The organism is Pseudolysobacter antarcticus, from assembly GCF_004168365.1.
Lineage (GTDB): Bacteria > Pseudomonadota > Gammaproteobacteria > Xanthomonadales > Rhodanobacteraceae > Pseudolysobacter > Pseudolysobacter antarcticus.
Genome location: NZ_CP035704.1, coordinates 4,573,409 through 4,589,395, shown reverse-complemented (window position 1 = coordinate 4,589,395; position 15,987 = coordinate 4,573,409). Strand labels below are relative to the sequence as shown.

Here is a 15,987-nt window from a genome sequence, read left to right as displayed (position 1 = left end):
ACGTTTCCATGACCACGCGACCGCAACTGACCTTCTGGCAAATCTGGAACATGTGCTTCGGCTTCATGGGCGTGCAATTCGGTTTTGCATTGCAGAACTCGAATGTCAGCCGCATTTTTCAGACCCTCGGCGCGAGTCTCGATGACATCCCGATCTTGTGGATCGCCGCACCACTGACCGGGTTGCTGGTGCAACCGATCGTCGGTTATTTTTCCGATCGCACTTGGGGCCGGCTGGGTCGGCGACGCCCGTATTTTCTGGTCGGGGCGATTCTCGCCACGCTGGCCTTGTTCGCCATGCCGAATTCGCCGACGCTGTGGTTTGCCGCCGTCGTGTTGTGGCTGCTGGATGCATCGATCAATATTTCCATGGAACCGTTTCGCGCGTTTGTCGGCGATCAATTGCCGCCAGCACAACGCGCGAGCGGTTACGCGATGCAGAGTTTTTTTATCGGCATCGGTTCAGTGGTGGCAAGTCTGCTGCCATGGTTTCTCGCGCAGCTCGGTATTGCCAACAGCGCCGCGCCGGGGGCGATTCCCGACACCGTCAAGTACGCGTTTTATGCTGGCGCGATCGCGCTGTTCGGCGCGGTCGCGTGGACTGTACTTTCGACCCGCGAATATCCACCCGAGGCACTGGCTTCATTCGATACCGTTCCGCGTACGCCAAGTGCGCCGCTGCAACATGCGCGGGTTCGTGTTGCCGGCATGTTGTGGTTGACGGCGGGTTGCGCGGCGCTGCTTGCGGTGTATTTGAGCCGCATCGACAAACAGCTCTACCTGCTCGCTGGCGGCATCCTTGCTTACGGCGTGCTGCAGATAGCGGTGAGTTTCAGCCGCTCGCAAAACATGTTCGCAACGATCGTCGCCGATCTGCAGGCGATGCCGATCACCATGCGTCGGCTCGCGGTCGTGCAATTTTTTTCGTGGTTCGCCTTGTTCGCGATGTGGATCTACACCACCAGCGCGGTGACAGAAGTACACTTTGCAACAAAAGATACTTCGTCGCTTGCCTACAACGAAGGCGCGAATTGGGTCGGCGTGTTGTTTGCCGCGTACAACGGTTTTGCTGCGCTCGCCGCGATCGTCATTCCGTGGATGACACGACGCCTCGGTTTGCGTTCGTCGCATCTGATCAACCTGTGTCTCGGCGGCATCGGCCTGCTGTCGTTCCTATGGATTCGCGATCCGCATTGGCTGTTGGCCTCGATGGTCGGTGTCGGCATCGCCTGGGCATCGATCCTATCGTTGCCGTACGCGTTGTTGTCGGACAGCGTGCCGGCCAAAAAAATGGGCGTGTACATGGGCATCTTCAATTTCTTCATCGTGATTCCGCAACTGCTCGCGGCCAGTGTGCTGGGATTTTTGCTGAAGACTTTTTTTGCCAATGCACCGATCAATGCATTGCTGATCGGTGGCGTCAGCCTGATTGTGGCCGGGCTGTGCACGCTGCGTATCAAGGAGATTTGAAATGATTCTGCATAACTGCGGCAAGGCGTTTCGCACGGGCATTGTGATCATCATTGCCTGCACGCTGAGCGCTTGTGCGAGCGCGCCAAAACCGACAAGTGACATCGCCGTCGCATCCACCGATGTGTTTTACGGCACGCTGGAACCGTTCGCCAGTGAGTCGATTTATTTCGTCGTCACCGACCGTTTTGTCAACGGCGATCCGGGCAACGATCAACGCGATCAGGGTGGTACGCATCCGACGTTCGATGTGCGCATTCCCGGGCCGAATGGCGAAAGCGACAACATCGGTTACCTCGGCGGCGATTTCAAAGGCGTGCTCGACAATGCCGATTACATCCACGACCTCGGCTTCGGTGCGGTCTGGATCACGCCGATCACCGACAATCCCGATGAAGCCTTCAGCGGCGGCGATCCGGTGAGCTGGGGCAGTGGCCTGACCGATCGCGGCAAGACCGGTTATCACGGCTACTGGAGCGACAATTTTTTCAAGCTCGACGAACACCTGCCAAGCCCGGATCTCGACTTCGCCGCGTTCACGCACAAGCTGCGCGAGAAGGGTTTGCAGACCGTGCTCGACATCGTTGCCAACCACGGTTCACCGGCATGGACGATGCCGATCATGCAGCCGAAGTTCGGCAAGATCTACGACGCGCAGAATCATCTGATCGCCGATCAAGCTAACCTGCCGCCCGAAAAACTCGACCCGAAACACCAGCCGTTGCAAGCGTTCTACAAGACCACGCCGATCCTCGCGCAGCTCTCGAACATCGACGAAAACAATCCGGCCGCGCTGGATTATTTTGTCGGCGCGTATGAGCAATGGATTGATCAGGGCGCGGCGGCTTTTCGCATCGATGCGATCGGTCTCACGCCTACCGCCTACTGGAAAAAATTCAGCGCACGTATTCGCGCGCGGCATCCGGGCTTTTTCATGTTTGGAGAAAACTTCGACTACGACGCGAGCAAGATCGCGCCGTATACGCGCGACGAAGGCGGCGCGATCACGGTGCTGGATTTCCCGCTGAAGCAGAAAATTGCGCAGGTATTCGAGCATTCGGGCAGCGACTATGCCGCGCTTGAACCGGCACTATTTCTCGAAAACGGACCGTATCGCAATCCGTATGAACTGATCACGTTCTACGACAATCACGACATGGCGCGATTGAATGCGAGCGACGCCGGTTTCATCGACGCGCACAATTGGCTGTTCACCGCGCGCGGCATTCCGGTGATCTATTACGGCTCGGAAACCGGCTTTATGCGCGGTCGCGCCGAGCACGCCGGCAATCGCAATTATTTTGGTCAGCAACGTGTCAATGCGGCGCCGGCGAGTCGGATCTATCAGCAACTGAAACGCATCGCCAATGTGCGCCGAAATTCGATTGCGCTGCAACGCGGGCTGCAACTTGACGTTCATCTGGCCGGCGATCTGGCCGTGTTCTATCGTGTTTATGAAAATGCCGGCACGACCCAGACCGCGCTGGTGTTGTTGAACAAAGGCGATACTGAATCGAGTATCGATGTACGCGATTATCTGCAGGCCGGAAAATGGCGCGATGCGCTCACTAGCGAAACTCTCCGCGTCGGCGAAAATCTGCACACCGCCGTGGCTGCGCACGGCGTTCGGATTTATTTGTACGACCATGCATTAACGCGTACGGATCTGCGTGCGCGCTTGCGCGACTTGATGAGCCACAAGGCAGGTTGAGGGCGGATCAGCGTTGCAATACAAGCTCGGCAACCGAGCGCGCTGGCAACGTTACACGCAGCCGTCGCGTTGGCGCATCGAAGCTGAGTTCGCGCAGTATTTTTCCGTCCGCAGTGACGCGGGCCGGCGCGGCATCCAGGCCGATAAATTCGACAAAGCCGATGCGCTGAAAACTCGGCGCGGCAGAAATCTGCACGCGCAAAATATCACCGCGTAAACTCATTTTTGTCGTGCGCGATACGCCGTTGCGGTACGCATATCCGTCACCGGCATCCTGATAGATTTCACTCAAACCATCGGCGCCGAGCGCCACGTTCAAGGTCAGCACGGTGTGCGCCATCTCGCCGGTGTGCTGTACCACGGGCTGGCTCGGAATGATCGCGCCGACACGCACGAATAACGGCAGGCGATCGATTGGCCCATCGATTTTTACCGTGCCGCCGCCTGCGTAATATTGGCCGGTCCACCAATTGCGCCAGGCGTCGCCCTGCGGAAAATAGACCTCTCGCTGGATGTCGCCGGCGTGCAACACCGGCGCGACCAGCAAATCGCGACCGAGCAGATATTGATCGTCGAGCAGATACGTTTTCACATCGTGTGGATAAGCGAACCACAGCGGTCGCAATAGCGCCGCGCCACTCGCTGCGTTCTGCGCAAACAGGGTGTAGAGATACGGCAGCAAGCGATAACGCAGCGCGATGGTGGCGCGATTGATGCGTTCGAATTCTTCACCGTAGGACCACGGCTCGCGATCGTTCGAGCCGATCTCGGCGTGCGTGCGCAGGAACGGTGTCAACGCGGCAGCCTGCAACCAGCGCGCATACAATTCTGCCGACGGTGATCCGACAAAACCACCGACGTCGGCGCCGATAAACGGCACGCCGGAAATGGACAGATTGGTCAGCATCGGAATGGTCAAGGCTAGGTGCTCCCACGACGCCACATTGTCGCCGGTCCACACCGCGGCATAACGTTGCACGCCGGCGTAACCTGCGCGGGTCAATACCAGCGGACGATGTTGCGGCTGCAACGCGCGCAAACCCTCGAAGGTGGCGCGCGCCATCTGCATGCCATAGACGTTGTGGTAACGCGCATGATCTCCGGGCTGACCATCGCCCGCATGCCGCGCATCCAGCGGAAAAGTTTTGCCGGCATCGTGTGCGAGGATCGGCTGGTTCGAATCCGGCGGCGGAAATGTGGCTGGCTCATTCATGTCGTTCCAGAAACCATCAACGCCTTGCTGCAGCGATTTTGCATACCAGCCACCCCACCATTGCCGCGCCTGCGGATCGGTGAAGTCCGGGAATGCGCACTGCCCGGGCCAGACCGTGGCATGCAGTTCTTCGCCCGCCGCATCGCGCGTGAAAACATTCTGCTCTCGACCGCTGCGATAGACCGGATATTGATCGTCCCGCTTGATACCGGGATCGATAATCGTGACGACATGGAAACCTTCGCCATGCAGTTCGCGCAGCATTTTTTCCGGTGCCGGGAAGTCACGCTGCGACCACGTAAAGACACGGAAACCCTGCATGTAATCGATGTCGAGATAAATCACATCAGCCGGAATTTTCTTTGCACGAAAAGTGCGCGCGACTTCCTCGACGCGCGCTTGCGGCGTGTACGAATAACGCGACTGCTGATATCCCAGCGCCCACACCGGTGGCAATTCGCCGCGCCCGGTCAGCTGGCTGTAGTCGCGCAATACATTGGCTGGGCTGCGTTCGGCAGCACCGGAGAAAACGTAATAATTCAATTCACCGCCGCCAGCGCCGAAGCTGTAGCGCGCGGGATCGGTCTTGCCCATATCGAAATAACTGCGCCAGGTATTGTCGAAAAAAACGCCGTAGCTTTTGCCGTCATGCAAGGCCATAAAGAATGGGATGTCCTGATACAGAGGATCGAGTCCGAGCGCGTAGCGTGGCGTGTCGCTGTTCCACATCGTCATGTACTGCTGATGCCGCGACAGCGGCAACGCTTTTTCGCCGAAGCCGTAATACAGCTCGCTCGCCGCGCGCAACTTCGATGTCTCAACCGCGCCGTTCTGCGCATCAAAAGCCATCGGTCGGGCCGGATCGTCGGCCACGATCACATTGCCTTGCGCATCCGTTATATCAATCAGAAAATTCGGTTGTTTGTGCACGATCACGCGCAAGCCGTCGGCTCCGGCCGGGCGGATAGTGAACAGCTCGCCCGATGCATCCGCGTCGACCTTCAGCGCGATCGATGCCGGCGTGGACTGTGTGAGTGCGTAGGAAAAATCCGTGGCAAAAACGCCGTGCGGGCTCATGCGGATACGCAGCACATCGCGACTGACAAAGTTGATCCGAACATGCGCGCCGCTCTGGGTCGAAAGTTCGACGCTGTCGGCAGTCGCAGTCATCTGGGTAACCGCGCCCAGCGTTTGCCACGCCGCAAATGTGGCTGGCATCCAACTCAGTAGCAGGAGGGCGATAAAAGCACCTGGCCGCGCACGCTTGCGATACGTATCACGCTCAATACGCGTTTGATTATTCGATTGCATACGTATTCATCCCAAGGAGCAGCGTGGACAAGAGTCCGACTTTCCATGGCGAAATTACAAATGAATACGTATGCAACGGATTGTTTACATATCGGCATGCGTCTAGGCTGCCAATCAATCGAATGGCCGTTCAATACCCGTTATTCGATCCACACAAAAACACGCGCGCAAAAAAAATATAAAGCGCGCAAACGTTGTCTGTAATTCACACCCGGGGAGGGTAAAAATGCTCAAGCCTAATTTGCTGGCGCTTACTGTCGCGTCCATTCTGGCCAGTTGTGCGGGTGCCGCATGCGCTGCCGATATCACTGCTGATAGCGCGGTTGCGGGATACACGCAGAACTCCGCGCCGGTGCAACCCGATGCCGCCGTCGATAATCAGGATCCGGTCAAGGATGACGCCAAGGCCAAGGCCAAAGCCAGGGCCGAGAAGGAAAAGGCGGAGGCCGAGCGCGAGGCCACCGAACTCGAAACGGTCAACGTCAGCGGCATTCGGCGTGGCATCGAGGATGCGATCTCGGTCAAGAAAAACTCCGACTCGATTGTCGAAGCGGTCTCGGCCGAAGATATTGGCAAACTACCCGATAGCAGTATCGCCGAATCGATCGCGCGCCTGCCTGGCTTGGCCGCGCAGCGCGTCGCCGGCCGTGCCCAGGTGATCAGTGTGCGCGGCTTGTCACCGGACTTCTCGACCACGCTGCTCAACGGTCGCGAGCAGGTCAGCACGGGTGATAATCGCAGTGTCGAGTACGACCAATATCCATCGGAATTGTTCAGCGGCGTGCTTGTCTACAAGACACCGGATGCCGGCCTCGTTGGACAAGGTTTGTCGGGCACACTGGACTTGCAGACCGTGCGTCCGCTGAGCTTCAGCAAGCCGGTCGTGGTGCTGAATGCGCGCGCATCGGAAAATTCATTGGGCTCGGCGGCCAATGCCTCCGCCAACGGCAATCGAATCAGCGCGAGCTTCATCGATCAATTTGCCGATCACACCTTGGGTATCGCCCTCGGTTATGCGCATCAGGAAACACCGGTGGCAGAGGAGCAGACCGGCACCTATGAACCCTGGTTTGCCAATCCGGCGGTCGATAACCATCGGCCTGGCGTTCCGACCGATGTGTACCTGACTGACGGCATCAAGGCATTGCGCCGAACCGGCGTCACCAAACGTGATGGCCTGATGGCGACGATCGAGTGGAAAGCGTCGGATGACTGGGTCAGCACACTCGATTTGTTCGCGTCCAAATCCAGCCAGGTCGATACCGCCAATCAGTTCGAAGCGGGCCTGTATTACAACGGCGACTATCCTTGCCAGCCTGCCTGCAACTGGACTTCGCCGACGGTCAATGGCAACAACACCTTGACCGGCGGCGTGTTGAGTAACGTTTATCCGCTCGTGCGCGGCGAGTACAACAAGCGCAATGACAAGATCAATGCGATTGGCTGGAATAACGCTTTCAAGGTGGGTGCGGTTGCGCTCGTGGCTGACGTCAGCTATTCGAAGGCAACACGAGAGGAGGTGGCACTTGAGAACAATACCCAGCTCGAACCCGCCAAGCAGCTCGATAGCCTCACGTTGCGATTCCCGACCGGTGCTTTCCAGACCTTGAACCCCGGGCTGAACTATTCGGATCCGACCAAGCTGTTTCTGCGCAATACCATTTACGGCTCCGGTTATGGCAAAGAACCCAGGGTGGAAGACGAACTCAAGAGTTTCAAGCTGACCGCTAAATTTCCTGTGCCGGATGCAGTAGGCAGCCTGTTTTCCGACGTCGATGCAGGCATCAATTACGCCGACCGCTCGAAGAAGAAACACCAGCCCGAAGGCAATATCAATCTGGGTGCGCAGGGTGACACGATCATTGGCTCCGATCTGCAGTACTCGCCGGTCGATCTGAGTTTCGCCGGTTCCAATCTGGGCTCGATTCCCGCTTGGAATGTGCCTGCCGCAGTGGCCAGATACATGACCTTCAACCCGAGCGAAACCTCTGCGCCGTACCTCATTGCGAAGGCGTGGAATGTGTACGAAACGATCGAGACCGCTTTCGCCAAGGCCAACATCAACGCGCAATGGGGCGAGATCGGCGTTCGCGGCAATGTCGGCGTGCAGATTCAGCACGTCGATCAGTCATCCACCGCCAACTACTGGGATGATTCCGCGCCTGCAGGGCAGAATGTCAAGCCGGTTGAGGACGGCAAGAAATACACCGACGCCTTGCCGAGCTTGAATCTCGCGTTTGATCTGGGCAGTGACCAGACTGTTCGTTTTGCCGCCGCGCAGCAGGTTGCTCGCCCGCGCGTGGATCAGCTGCGCGCCTCGCTCGACTTCGGCGTGAATACCGCCACCGGCGTGCCCGGCGCCAGCGGCGGCAACCCGAAGCTTGATCCGTGGCGCGCCAACGCTCTTGATCTTTCGTACGAGAAATACTTCGGCACCAAGGCGTATGTGTCGGTGGCCGGTTTCTACAAGGATCTGAAAACCTACATCTACGAAGACAGCAGAACTCGTGACTTCTCCGCCTTCACCCCGGGTACTGTCGCCACCACCAATTTCGGTCAGTACAGCACCGCGTACAACGGCAATGGCGGGCGACTGTCGGGTCTCGAATTTACCGTCTCGTTGCCGTTCAATCTGGTAACGCCGGTGCTGGACGGGTTTGGTGTCACGGCAAGTACCAGCGTGACCAGCAGCAATATTTCGATCAAGCCCGATGGCGGCAGCGTCAGCGCCGTGGGGTCGGCCAACATCACGCTGCCGGGTTTATCGAAGCATGTCACCAACCTGACTGTGTATTACGAAAGCCACGGTTTCGAGGCGCGCCTCAGCAATCGCAAACGCTCCGATTTCATCGGCGAAATCGGCAACTTCAATGGTGACCGCACCGTGCGTTACGTGGTGGGTGAAGACATCACCGACGCACAAATCAGCTACAACTTCCAAGAAGGTCGTTTCGAAGGTCTGAGCTTGTTGCTGCAGGCGAATAACCTCACCAACACCGCCTTCCAGACCTATGCCGGCACCAAGGATCGCCCGCTTGAATACATCAAGTACGGTCGCTCTGTGCTGCTAGGAGCCAACTACAAGTTCTGAGTTGCCAGGCAAGCATCGAAAGGCCCGGGCGGACGCGATCCGCCCGGGCTTTTTTTATGCCCGAACATTGCAGCAATCGCAGCGATGCAGCAATCGCAGCGATGCGAAGAGAATGTGACTTCAGCGAATGTCGTTAATTGCGGCGATGCGTATCGCCCGGGTCGGGCGCGAACAACCAGCTCACGGCCTTTGGAAACTCCGCGCGCCAAGCCGCTTCATTGTGTTGCGCCACAGGATTGATGCTGACGAAAAATGTTGCATGACGTTGTGCGGGTTGCTGCAACAGGGCGATCATGCGGTTGAACTGCGGCAGCATTTTATCACCTTCCTTGCCGCCAGCGTAAAAGTATACTTTGGCATCCAGTGGCAGTGGTCGTGCTGCGCTGAAAGCAAAAACTTCCGGCGCGAACCAGTAGGACGGTGAAAAAATTCCGGCTTTGCCGAACACCTCGGGATACTGAAAAATCGCGTAATGCGAGATCAGCCCGCCGAGCGAACTACCCATGATGGCGGTATTGCTGCGGTCGGGTTTGCTGCGGTAGTGCGCATCGATATACGGCTTGAGTACATCGACGATGAAGGCGGTGTATTGCTTGCCTTCGCCCTTGCCATATTTGGGGTTGTCCCACGCGCTGAGTTCATGCAGGCGATGTTCGCCGCCATTGTCGATGCCGACTACAATCAGTTCAAGCCCGTGCGATTTCGCTAGCGTATCGAGCGCCTCGTCGACGTTCCATTCGCCAGAAAAAGCCGTCGCATCGTCGAACAAATTTTGCGCGTCGTGCATGTACAAGACCGGATAATGCTGGTTTGTTTTTGCGTACCCCGGCGGCAGGTAGATGCGAATACTGCGTTGGCGATCGAGGCCGGCAATCGTGAACGGTATTGGCAATACCTGCACGTTCGGCGATGCGCTGCCGAGCCGCTTTGGCGTTGCCTGCGGCAGATCTGCAGCGATCGCATACGGCGTGCACAACAGCACTAGCCACAACAAGGGTAAATGTATACTTTGTCTCATTGTTGCGTGGCCAGCTTGTTTATCATGTCGTCGTGCAACACTTCTGTTTTAAGCGCGATGCGCCGCAACTGACGAGTGTATTGTCGGTACAAATCAGGCGCGCTGGGTCGAGCCGCGTAGCATCAGCGACACCGGGATTATCTGACTTTCGACGGGTTCGTTGCGGATCAGCTTGAGCAAGGTTTCCACCAGAATAGCGCCGGCAGCCTTGGTATCCTGCTGCACTGTGGTCAGGCTGGGATTGACGAATCCCGCTAGCGGAATATCGTCGAAGCCGCTCACCAGAACATCCGCCGGCACACGCAATCCGTGCGCCTGCAATGCCTTCATCGCGCCGATCGCGATAAGGTCGCTGGCGGCGCAGATGGCATCGAACTGCAGTTTGCGTTCGAGCAAAACCGTGGTCGCATCAAAACCGGATTGCTCGGAAGAAATGGCGTCGATCTGCAACCGCGCATTGACGCGCAGACGACTCGCCTTGATCGCTTCGCTGTAACCGCGGTGGCGTTCGAGAAATTCCGGACAATGATTGGATGCATCACCGAGAAAAGCGATACGTCGCGCGCCGCGTTCGAGCAAATGTCGAGTGATGGCGTAACCGCCACGGTAATTGTCGCAACTCACCGATACCTCGGGCTGATCGGGCCGAACCGCACCCCAGCAGACAAAATGCATGCCGCGTGCAATCAGAAATTCGAGGCGTGCGCGATAGTCCAGATAATCGCCATAACCGAGCAGAATAATGCCGTCGGCCTTGTTGCTGTCTTCGAAGCCGGCTTGCCAATCTTCATTCGCCGGCTGCTGGAACGAGATCAGCAGATCGTAGCCGCGCTGAGCACAGGCGCGCGTGATCGATGCCAGCATCGAGACGAAAAACGGATTGATCAGCGAGTCATCCGGGGCTGGGTCCTCGAAGAACAACAGCGCCAGCGTTCCGCTGGATTTGCTGCGCAGACTGGAGGCGTTCTTGTCGACCTGATAATTGAGTTCGCGCGCGATTTTGAGGATGCGCAAACGCGTGGTTTCGTTCACCATCGGGCTGCCGCGCAGCGCGCGCGAGACCGTTGGTTGCGACACGCCCGCCAAGTGGGCGATCACGAGCGAGGTTGCTTTCTGTTTGCTGCGGATAGCGGCTTCTCCTGCGATAGCGCAAGGCGCCCGAGGCGTGTCGTCGATTATGCCAGACCGCGCCAGACAACGGACATCGTCGACACCGCCTTTGTGCTCGTCGCGCCGCGTTCAAACATCCGCATCCCAAGGTGCGCCGTCGGCGTAAGCCGCGACCAGCATATCGATGACGCCACGCACGGCGCGGCTCACATAACGCGTGCGCGGATAGACGACATGAATCGCATCAGCGACTGGCGGCGTCTCGTGCAGCACCTCGATCAACGTGCCCGCGCGCAATGCCGGTGCGGCAATGAACAACGGCAACGCGGCTAGCCCAAGGCCGGCAATCGCGGCGTCGCGCATGCTTTCGCCGTTGTTCAAATGGGTGCGGCCACGCACTACCACCTGGCGTGGTTCACCACCGCTGGCACCCGCCTCGAATTGCCAGTAAGGCGCGATGCTCGCGTTGCCGTAGCAGATGCAGGCGTGCTGCGAAATCTGCTCGATATCGCGCGGCAATCCATGCTGCTGCACGTAATCCGGACTGCAACACAACACGCGCCGACTGCTGGCAATTCGCCGCGCCATCAACGACGAATCTTCAAGCCGACCGATACGCACCGCAAGGTCATGACCGCTGCTGAGAATATCGATGCGACGATCGTCCAGCTCGAGTGTCAGCTCCAGATCGGGATGTTGGTGCATGAAGGAAAACAGCAACGGCCCGAGATAAGCCGTGCCGAATGTCATCGGTGCGGCGATGCGCAAACTCGCGCTGATACGATCGCTGTCATCGCCCGCAACTTCGTCCACGGCCTGCTGCATACGCGCGACCACGTCGCGCATGCGATCGTAAAAACGCTGGCCGGTATCGGTCAACGAAACCCCGCGCGGCGAGCGGTGCAACAGTTTTGCCTGCACGTCTTTTTCGAGTCGCGCGATACGTGCGCTCAGCACGGATTTGGCGATCGTCAGTCGTGTCGCCGCCGCGCTGATGCCGCCGTTCTCCACAACCTGGATAAAAGCCCGAATATCGCCGAAATCGTAATCCATGCCGCTCGCTGCCGTTGCTGATCGAACGATCATCGGCATTTCTTTTCGTGAGCGCAATTGCCTGCGTTCGTCCATGGCGAACGCCGCGTTCGCATTTGTCTGGCTAGTGGCTTTCGCCCGCGAAGCCTAGAGTGCAAATCTGGATTCCACGGAGAGACATCATGCACACCATCAGACGTTCGGAAGATCGCGGCAATGCCGACTTCGGCTGGCTGAAAAGCCGCCATACGTTTTCGTTCGGCGATTATTTCGACAACCAGCATATGGGCTTCGGTCCGCTGCGCGTGATCAACGAAGATCGCGTCGCGGCTGGCGCCGGATTCGGCAAACATTCGCACCGCGACATGGAAATTCTGTCATGGGTGCTCGATGGCACGCTCGAACACAAGGACAGCCTCGGCACCGGCGCGCTGATTCGTCCCGGCGAGTTGCAGCGCATGACCGCGGGCAGCGGCGTGACGCATTCGGAGTTCAATGCATCAGCCACCGACACCGTACATTTTCTGCAGATCTGGCTGATGCCGGATCGCCAGGGTCTGGAGCCGGGTTATGAGCAACGTACTTTTGCGCCCGAGGATTTACACAACCAATGGCATCTCATCGCGTCAGGTACGCCGCACGATGGCGCGTTGAAAATCCATCAGGATGTGAACCTGTATGCGACACGCTTGAGCGCAACGCAAACCTTGGAATTCGAACCGGCGGCGAACCGTCGTGTGTGGTTGCAGATCGCGCGCGGCGTGATCGAAATCGACGGTGAAACCCTGCGTGCCGGCGATGCGATCGCATGGAACAATGCCGGCCTGATCAATATGCGCGCCAACGAGGATGCGGAAATCCTGTTGTTCGACATGACGCCGTAAAACCCACGTAATCGTCCTGACTTTCCACGGCGATTTCGGTCATGAAATGCCGCTAGTATTCACTCTCCAAAAACCCACAACGAGGAAACCCCAATGAGCACAATCACAAGCAAAGACGGCACGGAAATTTTCTACAAGGATTGGGGCAAGGGCCAGGCCGTGGTGTTCTCGCACGGCTGGCCGCTGAATGCCGATGCATGGGATGGTCAGATGTTGTTCCTGGCCAATCAGGGTTATCGCACCATTGCGCATGATCGCCGTGGGCATGGCCGCTCGGGCCAGCCGTCGGATGGCAACGACATGGATACCTATGCCGATGATCTTGCCGCACTGATCGAAAAACTCGATCTGAAGGACATCATCATGATCGGCCATTCCACCGGTGGCGGCGAAGTCGCGCATTACATCGGTCGGCACGGCACCGCGCGTGTGGCCAAGGTCGTGTTGATCGGCGCGGTGCCGCCGTTGATGCTCAAGACCGTGAGTAATCCGGGTGGTCTGCCGCTGGAAGTTTTCGACGGCATCCGTGCTGGCGTTGCGGCGGATCGGTCGCAATTTTTCAAGGATCTCAGCGCCCCGTTCTACGGCGCCAACCGCCCGGATGCGAAGGTATCGCAAGGTCTGCGCGACGGCTTCTGGCTGCAAGGCATGCAGGGCGGCATCAAGGCCGAGTTCGAATGCATCAAGCAATTTTCCGAAGTCGACTACACCGAAGATCTGAAGAAAATCGACGTGCCGACCTTGATCGTGCATGGCGACGATGACCAGATCGTACCGATCGCAGCCTCCGCGTTACTGTCGGCGAAGATCGTCAAGAATGCTGTGCTGAAAATCTATCCGGGCGCGCCACACGGATTGGCGAGTACGCATCAGGATCAGCTCAACGCTGATTTGCTGGCCTTCATCCGCAGCTAGAAATTTGTCTACACGCGCTCGCGGTGGGTCGTCACGACCCACCGTATCTCCGAGTATTTTTGCATCGGATGCAAAGAAAAATTTCCGTCACGATCTGAGGAGCACATCATGCGCATTCGACATGAGCAGAAAATTTTGCGCGGCATGACTTTCACGCTCGCCTTCGCGGCGCTGCAATTTTTCGTGCTCGTATCGGCATTCGCCAAGGATACGCCGCGCGCCAGTGCGGGCGTCGCTGTCGGTGCGCAATACGACACCACACATGTCTATGTCGCCGCTGCCGATCTCGACAAATTTGTTGCCAGTTTTGTCGCCACGTTTGGCGGCAAACCGTCGCCGCGCATCACTGCCAATGTGTTGCCGGTGCCGAGCAGTACGCTGGCGCAATACGTGTGGACACCCATCGGCACGTTGTCGACGTTTGGTTTCACGACGCCGGTGCCGTATCCATTCGGCCAGGAGCGCAACGGTTATCTCGTCAGCGATATGGACAAGGCGTTGCGCGCGGCGCGTGAAGCGGGTGCCGATATCATCGTCGACAAATTCCGCGATCCGATCGGTCTGGACGCAGTGATCCAGTGGCCCGGTGGCGTGAAGATGCTGCTGTACTGGCACGACAAGGCGCCGATGTACGACGCGCTCGAAAGCATTCCCGACAATCGTGTGTATGTGTCGCCCGACAGCGCCGATGTGTTCGCGCACGACTTCGTGCGGTTTTCGCACGGCAAGATCGTCGCGGACGACAAGCAGGCCGACGCCGGTGAAATCGGCCGACGCGGAGAAAAGTATCGGCGCATCCGTATCGAGTCCGCGTTCGGCAAGATGCAGGTCATGGTCAGCGACGGCCACTTGCCGTACCCGTTCGGCCACGACACCACCGGCTACCACGTGAAGAATCTCGCCGACACGTTGCGCAAGGCGCAAGCCGCGGGCGCGAAGATTCTATCGCCGCGATTTGATGGTGATGACCGCAGCTCCGCGATCATCGAATTTCCGGGCGGCTATATCGCGGAAGTGCATGCGCTGAAGGCGGCGCACTGAGGTAATGCTTCGATAGTGTGTCGCGCAAACATTACTCAGGCATTGGCGGCGTAACCACAGATGCAAATCGCTACGCCGCGTGCAATTGTTGCCGATAAGTTTCCAGGTGCCGATCGGTGTTTCCGTAGCGCAGTTCGAATGCGAGCAGCCGCTTGAAATAGTGGCTGACATTGAGCTCGTCGGTCATGCCCATGCCGCCGTGCAATTGCACCGCCTGTTGGCCGATGTAACGCGCCGCCTGACCCATCAGCGCCTTCGCCGCTGACAGCGCAGCACGGCGCGCAAGCGGATCGGGATCGGTGCATTGCGAGGTCGCGAGATACGACATCGAGCGTGCTTGTTCCAGATGCATCAGCATTTCCGCCATGCGGTGCTGCAGCGCTTGGAAGCTGCCGATCGGCGCGCCGAACTGCACGCGCGAACGGCTGTATTCGATCGTGGCTGTGAGGATTTTTTGCATCGCGCCGAAGGCTTCGGCACAGAGTGCGGCGAGGCCGATATCGAGCACGGATTGCAGCGCGACTTTTGCATCGCCGCCGAGGCGCGCATCGGCACCCACATGCACATCTTGCAACAGCACCGCGGCAGCGCGTTGTTCGTCGACGGTCACACACGGCAGCAATTGCAGACCAGCGGCATCGTGCGGAATCGCAAACAGGCCAATGTCGTTTTCTGCAATACGCGCCGATACCAGCAGCAGGTTGGCTGCCGGCGCGTGATAAACCACCGACTTGTTGCCATCGATGCGCCAGCCGTCGACATCGCGCACGGCACGCGTTTCGACTTGCAACGAATTTTCGCGCGTAGCAGTTTCGTCATGCGCCAGCACCGCGATGAGCTCACCTGACGCCAGCGCCGGCAACCACTGTTCGCGTTGTTGCGCTGAAGCCAGCTCGACAATCGCCTGCGTCGCGATCACCGCACTCGACAGAAACGGTTCGAGCAACAAACCCTCGCCGATCGCATTGCCGACCAGCATCGTGCCGACAGCGCCGGCGCCGATGCCGCCGTCCTGCTCGGGAATATTGAGCGCGAGCAAACCGAGTTCGCCGAGTGCGGTCCATATCTCGCGCGACCAACCGGTTTCGGAATCGCGTACCTTGTTGCGGTAATCGAAATCGTAGCGCTCGCTGATGAAGCGCCGCGTTGTGTCGAGCAGCATTTGCTGTTCGTCGCTGAATGAAAAATCCAT

General features: G+C 58.3%; 11 protein-coding genes. 6 read left to right on the top strand and 5 right to left on the bottom strand.

Annotated elements, in window-relative coordinates:
- The first annotated feature begins 8 nt into the window (after nt 1–8).
- Nucleotides 9–1,469 carry an MFS transporter gene (locus tag ELE36_RS19660; protein ID WP_129836338.1) on the top strand — a complete coding sequence of 487 codons (1,461 nt, stop codon included), beginning with the start codon at nt 9–11 and terminating at the stop codon, nt 1,467–1,469.
- Nucleotides 1,470–1,572: 103 nt separating this feature from the next.
- Nucleotides 1,573–3,180, top strand: a complete 1,608-nt coding sequence (locus tag ELE36_RS19655; RefSeq protein ID WP_242512458.1) for an alpha-amylase family glycosyl hydrolase — start codon at nt 1,573–1,575, stop codon at nt 3,178–3,180.
- 7 nt (nt 3,181–3,187) lie between these two features.
- Here the strand turns inward: ELE36_RS19655 and ELE36_RS19650 are convergent, their stop codons facing one another.
- Nucleotides 3,188–5,704, bottom strand: a complete 2,517-nt coding sequence (locus tag ELE36_RS19650; RefSeq protein WP_129836334.1) for a glycoside hydrolase family 31 protein — start codon at nt 5,702–5,704, stop codon at nt 3,188–3,190.
- Between the two features lie 226 nt (nt 5,705–5,930).
- Between ELE36_RS19650 and ELE36_RS19645 the strand changes: the two genes are divergently transcribed.
- A complete protein-coding gene (locus ELE36_RS19645) occupies nt 5,931–8,795 on the top strand; it encodes a TonB-dependent receptor (RefSeq protein ID WP_129836332.1) in 2,865 nt (954 codons plus the stop codon).
- A 133-nt stretch (nt 8,796–8,928) separates the two neighbouring features.
- On the opposite strand, the gene ELE36_RS19640 is transcribed toward ELE36_RS19645, so the two are convergent.
- From ELE36_RS19640 to ELE36_RS19630, 3 genes are all read right to left on the bottom strand, one after another.
- Nucleotides 8,929–9,813 (bottom strand): alpha/beta hydrolase, encoded by an 885-nt coding sequence (locus ELE36_RS19640; protein ID WP_129836330.1) that lies wholly within the window; start codon nt 9,811–9,813, stop codon nt 8,929–8,931.
- 93 nt (nt 9,814–9,906) lie between these two features.
- Nucleotides 9,907–10,941, bottom strand: a complete 1,035-nt coding sequence (locus ELE36_RS19635; RefSeq protein WP_165371728.1) for a LacI family DNA-binding transcriptional regulator — start codon at nt 10,939–10,941, stop codon at nt 9,907–9,909.
- Between the two features lie 111 nt (nt 10,942–11,052).
- Nucleotides 11,053–12,009 carry a LysR family transcriptional regulator gene (locus ELE36_RS19630; RefSeq protein ID WP_165371702.1) on the bottom strand — a complete coding sequence of 319 codons (957 nt, stop codon included), beginning with the start codon at nt 12,007–12,009 and terminating at the stop codon, nt 11,053–11,055.
- Nucleotides 12,010–12,137: 128 nt separating this feature from the next.
- On the opposite strand from ELE36_RS19630, the gene ELE36_RS19625 reads away from it, so the two are divergent.
- The 3 genes from ELE36_RS19625 (at nt 12,138) to ELE36_RS19615 (ending at nt 14,795) form a co-directional block, all read left to right on the top strand.
- The gene (locus ELE36_RS19625; protein ID WP_129836324.1) at nt 12,138–12,839 is read left to right on the top strand and encodes a pirin family protein; all 702 of its coding nucleotides are present in this window, start codon (nt 12,138–12,140) and stop codon (nt 12,837–12,839) included.
- A 93-nt stretch (nt 12,840–12,932) separates the two neighbouring features.
- On the top strand, nt 12,933–13,754 hold the full coding sequence (locus ELE36_RS19620; protein ID WP_129836322.1) for an alpha/beta fold hydrolase: 822 nt from the start codon (nt 12,933–12,935) through the stop codon (nt 13,752–13,754).
- Between the two features lie 108 nt (nt 13,755–13,862).
- A complete protein-coding gene (locus ELE36_RS19615; RefSeq protein ID WP_242512313.1) occupies nt 13,863–14,795 on the top strand; it encodes a glyoxalase in 933 nt (310 codons plus the stop codon).
- A 70-nt stretch (nt 14,796–14,865) separates the two neighbouring features.
- On the opposite strand, the gene ELE36_RS19610 is transcribed toward ELE36_RS19615, so the two are convergent.
- Nucleotides 14,866–15,987: an acyl-CoA dehydrogenase family protein gene (locus tag ELE36_RS19610; RefSeq protein WP_129836320.1), complete on the bottom strand. Its 1,122-nt coding sequence runs from the start codon at nt 15,985–15,987 to the stop codon at nt 14,866–14,868.